The 4,527-nt window shown below is 66.5% G+C and carries 4 protein-coding genes; 1 reads left to right on the top strand and 3 read right to left on the bottom strand.

Annotated features, from left to right (window positions below):
• Positions 1–268 precede the first annotated feature (268 nt).
• Positions 269–1,954, bottom strand: coding sequence for a methyl-accepting chemotaxis protein (locus ACT4OC_RS32380; RefSeq protein WP_444843141.1), 1,686 nt, complete (start codon positions 1,952–1,954; stop codon positions 269–271).
• A 234-nt stretch (positions 1,955–2,188) separates the two neighbouring features.
• On the opposite strand from ACT4OC_RS32380, the gene ACT4OC_RS32385 reads away from it, so the two are divergent.
• A complete protein-coding gene (locus tag ACT4OC_RS32385) occupies positions 2,189–3,232 on the top strand; it encodes a C-terminal binding protein (protein ID WP_444843142.1) in 1,044 nt (347 codons plus the stop codon).
• A 5-nt stretch (positions 3,233–3,237) separates the two neighbouring features.
• Here ACT4OC_RS32385 and ACT4OC_RS32390 read toward each other — a convergent pair whose 3' ends face one another.
• Entirely contained in the window at positions 3,238–4,065 is an 828-nt protein-coding gene (locus tag ACT4OC_RS32390) for a TonB family protein (protein ID WP_444843143.1), read from the bottom strand.
• Position 4,066: 1 nt separating this feature from the next.
• On the bottom strand, positions 4,067–4,492 hold the full coding sequence (gene exbD / locus ACT4OC_RS32395) for a TonB system transport protein ExbD (protein WP_444843144.1): 426 nt from the start codon (positions 4,490–4,492) through the stop codon (positions 4,067–4,069).
• Positions 4,493–4,527 lie beyond the last annotated feature (35 nt).

The raw sequence follows: 4,527 nt of genomic DNA on the forward strand, positions 1-4,527 counted from the left end.
TCGTAGAAAGTTCATTCTCTGCACTGCTTGCGCAATGACGGCAACAGAATATTTTCGGCGCTATGGCGTCGGACTGCGAATGGATTTCTACTGCGTCGATGGCCGATTGAATATTTGCCCAGCCTCGGAAGCGTGCCCACCTCTACGAGTGCGCTCTTGAAGGTGGGCACGGCGCGTGCGCGCCTTTGCCCACCCTACGAATTGCCCTCAACAAAAATGCCCGGCTGCGAGGCCGGGCACTTTCATGCGCGGTCGGTGCTGAGAAATCTTACGCCGCGCGGACCTTGGCCAGGAACTGGTCGACCGCGTCGCGCAGCATGCCGGACTGATTGTCGAGCTCCCTGGCGTTGGCGAGCACGTCGGAAGCCGCGTTGCCGGTGGCCGACGCCGCCGTAGTGACGCTGCCGATATTGGCGTTGATCTCGCTGGAGCCGGCCGCCACCTGCTGGATGTTGCGCGCGATTTCGCGGGTCGCATCGCCCTGCTGGTCGATCGAGGTCGAGATCGAGGACGTGATCTCGCTCATCTGCGCGATGGTCTGGCTGATGCCGCCGATCGAGGCCACGGCCTCGCTGGTGGAAGACTGCATCGCCGCGACCTGGGCGGAAATCTCTTCGGTGGCCTTCGCGGTCTGGTTGGCCAGCGCCTTCACCTCGGAAGCGACCACCGCAAAGCCGCGGCCGGATTCGCCGGCGCGGGCCGCCTCGATGGTGGCGTTGAGCGCCAGCAGGTTGGTTTGCGCCGCGATGCTGTGGATCAGCTTCACCACCTCGCCGATCTTTTCGGCGCCGGTGGAGAGCGCCTGAACGATGCCGTTGGTGCGCTGGGCATCCTGCACCGCCTGGCTTGCGATCTCACTGGAGCGCGACACCTGGCGCGAGATTTCCGCAACCGAGCTCGAGAGCTCCTCGGCCGCCGCGGCAACCGTGCCGACATTGTTGGAGGCGCTTTCGGACGTCGCGCTCACCATGGCGGCGCGCGCACTGGCGTCGCTGGCGGTCGCCGTCATCGATTGCGCGGTGCCCTGCATGCCGGTCGCCGCCGTCGATACCGAGCGGACGATGCCGCTGACCGAGCGTTCGAAATCGCCGGCGAGGCTTTCCATCGCGGTGCGGCGTTCGGCGGCCGCGTGCTTCCGGTTCTCGGCCTCGGCCTGCTCGAGCCCGCGGATGCGAAGCGCATTGTCCTTGAATATCTGGACGGTGGCGGCCATGGCGCCGATCTCGTCGCCGCGGCCGGTGCCGGGAATGTCGCCATCCAGCTTGCCTTCGGCCAGCGCCTGCATGCGCGTACCGAGCTCACCGAGCGGCTTGGAGATGCTGCGGCCGATCATCCAGGCGATGCTGCCGGAGACGACGGCGATGCCGAGCACGGCAAGCCCGAGCAGCCAGGCGATCGGGGCCATCTTGGTGTCGAGATCGTCGAGATAGGCGCCGGTGCCGACATACATGTCGAGGCCGGGGGCCGCCACCGCATAGCCGATCTTACGGATCGGCTTCTCGGTGCCGGGCTTCATGTAATCGTACCAGAGCAGGATTTCGCCGTTTTTCTTGACGCCGTCCATCAGCTCCTGGGAGAGCTTCCGCCCGTTGGTGACGACGTCCATGCGGTTCTGGCCGATCGCCGCCGGGTTCGGCGCCATCACGGTGATGCCCTCATAGGTCGTGCCGAACAGATAGCCGTTGCCGTTGTCGTAGGTCAGGGCATTGGCGCGCTTGCCGAACTCGGCGCGGGCCTGCTCCTTCGTCATTTGACCGGCATCGATCTGCTTCTTGTAGCTGGCGGCCATGTTCTTCGCCATTTCGACGATGGCCTTGGTCTGCTCGATGCGTGCGTTCAGCATCTCGCGCTGCATCAGGTAGCCGGCGAGAGCGCCTGCCATGCACAGGCCGAGCAGCGTCACACCCAAGAGGATCCCGAGCTTGGGCGTGATCTTCAGATTGGTCAGTTTCACGAGGGTCTCCGGGCAAAAATAGTCGGCGGGGCGCGGCAGTTGCGATTGATTCGCTGCACGTTATCGTGAGACCCTTTAGCGGTTCCTTACGGGTTCCCCGTAGAAGTCCTGAGCGCGAAAGAGGAGGCACCCTCCGGTTCTACAACCGGCAATTGCGATACTGAGGTGGTCTCATGCGCGGCCTGACGACCGCAGATCACAAGCAACACCGACGAATCAAATCGGGAGCAGGAAATGCCGAAATTCAGGGTAGTGACGCCGAAAGGCGCGAGCTTCACGGTCGCCGGCGGCGGCTACGACTATGAGCTGGAGGCGCTCGAACCGATCGGCGCCGAGATCGTCGAGGCGCCGGCGAACGAGGCGGAGTTCATCGCGGCTGCGAGGAACGCCGATGCGATCTACGCCAAGGGCATGCCGATCTCCAAGGCGATCATCGATGCGCTGGAGAACTGCAAGGTGATCACGCTCGGCTCGGTCGGCGTCGACAGCGTGGACGTCAAGGCCGCCACCGCGCGCGGCATTCCCGTCACCAACGTGCCCGACACCTTCATCGAGGAAGTCGCCGACCACGCCATGGCGCTCTTGCTCGGCGGCTTCCGCCGCCTGGTCGAGCAGGACAGGATGGTGCGCGAAGGTCGCTGGGCTGAGGGCCGCCCCGCACTCCTGAAGATTCCGCGGCTGATGGGCCAGACGCTCGGCTTCATCTCCTTCGGCCGCGTCGCGCGCGCGGTGGCAAAGCGCGCCGCGCCGTTCGGCCTGCGGATGATGGCGTTCGACCCGTTCGTCCAGGAAACGCTGATGTACGATCACGGCGTAATGCCGGCGACGCTCTCCGAAGTCCTGTCGCAGTCGGACTTCGTCTCCATGCACGCGCCGGCGCGCCCCGAGGTGCATCACATGCTCGGCGAGAAGCATTTCCGCCAGATGAAGAAGACCGCCACCTTCGTCAACACCGGCCGCGGCGCCACCGTGGACGAGGTCGCGCTGATCAAGGCGCTGCAGGAAGGCTGGATCGCGCATGCCGCGCTCGACGTGCTGGAAACGGAGCCGCCCTCGCACAACAATCCGATGCTGCGCATGGACAACGTGACGCTGACGGCTCACGTCGCTTCCGCCTCGGCGCGCTTCGACGAGGCGCGCAAGCGCCGCGTGGGCTACGAATTGTCGCTGGTGCTGCAGGGCATGTGGCCGGTGAGTTGCGTCAACCCGTCGGTGCTGCAGAACACCGCGCTGCGCCGCTGGCAGCCCGTCGGGATGGACCGCGGCCCGAACAGCTAGTTTAGCTAGCGGATGTAGAACGCGACCGGCGCGCTGAAGCTCATCGAGGATTGCTTCACGTCGGGCGGGAAGGCCGGGAAAGGCTGGGCGCGGCGCACCATCGCCAGTGTCTCGGCATCGAGCGCCGAATGTCCGGACGAGCCGCCGAGGCCGGCGGAAATCACCGAGCCGCCGCGGCTGAGCGTGAAGCTGATCCGTGCAGTGCCCTGCTGGCCGGCGGCCTTGGCGGCCGGCGGATACTGCTTGAAGCGCTGCAGGTGCGCGGCGACCATCTGCTTGTAGCTGGCAACCGCGGCTGCGGACGCGCCGGAGCTGACGGCGGATGCGGCCGGGGCCTGGCGCTCGGCTCTCGGCGAGGCGGTGGTGCGCGGCGCGGGCGGTGCCTCGCTCGGCTTCTTCGCATCCCTTCGCACGACCTTCGGCTTGACCGGCGCGGGCTTGTGTTCGGCTACTACCTTTGCCGGCTCAGGCTTCTCGGGGGTGGCCTGCTTCGGCTCCGGCGGCGCCACCACTTCGGGCTTTTCCTGCGGCGGGGTTGGCGCGATCTGCTCCTCCACGGCCTCCTGCTTCGCGGCCTCCGGCGGCGAGGCATCGGCCTGCTGCATGACGGGCCCCGGCGCGAGGTCGAGCTCGGTCGGCTGCGGCGCCGAGGTCACCGGCGACATGTCGACCATGATCGCCGGCAGTGCGACGCCCGGCGGTGGCGGCTGACGATACCAGGTGACGGCCAGCCCGATCAGCGCCGCATGCAGCGCGGCGATCGCCAGCGCCGACGTGCCCCAGCGCTGCAGCAGCGCGTCGTCGGCTACGTCATGCAGCGCGTATGCATTCATGTCACGACCGTCCGTCGAGGCCGACCAGCGCGACTTTCAGGTAGCCCGCATTGCGCAGCAGGTTCATCACCTCCATCAGGTCGCCGTAGCTGACGGCCTTGTCGGCGCGCAGATAAATGCGCTCGTCCTTGTTGCCTTTCGCGGCAGCGTCGAGCGTCGCGGTCAGCGCCTCGCGGGCGATAATGTCCTCGCCGACGGCGATGGAAAGATCCGGCTTCACGGTGACGAATACCGGCTTGTCCGGACGCGGCTGCGGCTCGATGGCGCTGGCCGGCAGATCGACGCCGAGATCGACGGTGGCGAGCGGCGCCGCCACCATGAAGATGATGAGCAGGACCAGCATCACGTCGATGAACGGCGTGACGTTGATCTCGTGCACTTCGGCGAGATCGGATGCCTCCGCGCGTCTGCCGAGCCGAACCCCCATCGCCTACTCCGCCGCGCGCGACAGCGTGAACGCGC

Source organism: Bradyrhizobium sp., from assembly GCF_052389815.1.
In the GTDB taxonomy this organism is placed as follows: domain Bacteria; phylum Pseudomonadota; class Alphaproteobacteria; order Rhizobiales; family Xanthobacteraceae; genus Bradyrhizobium.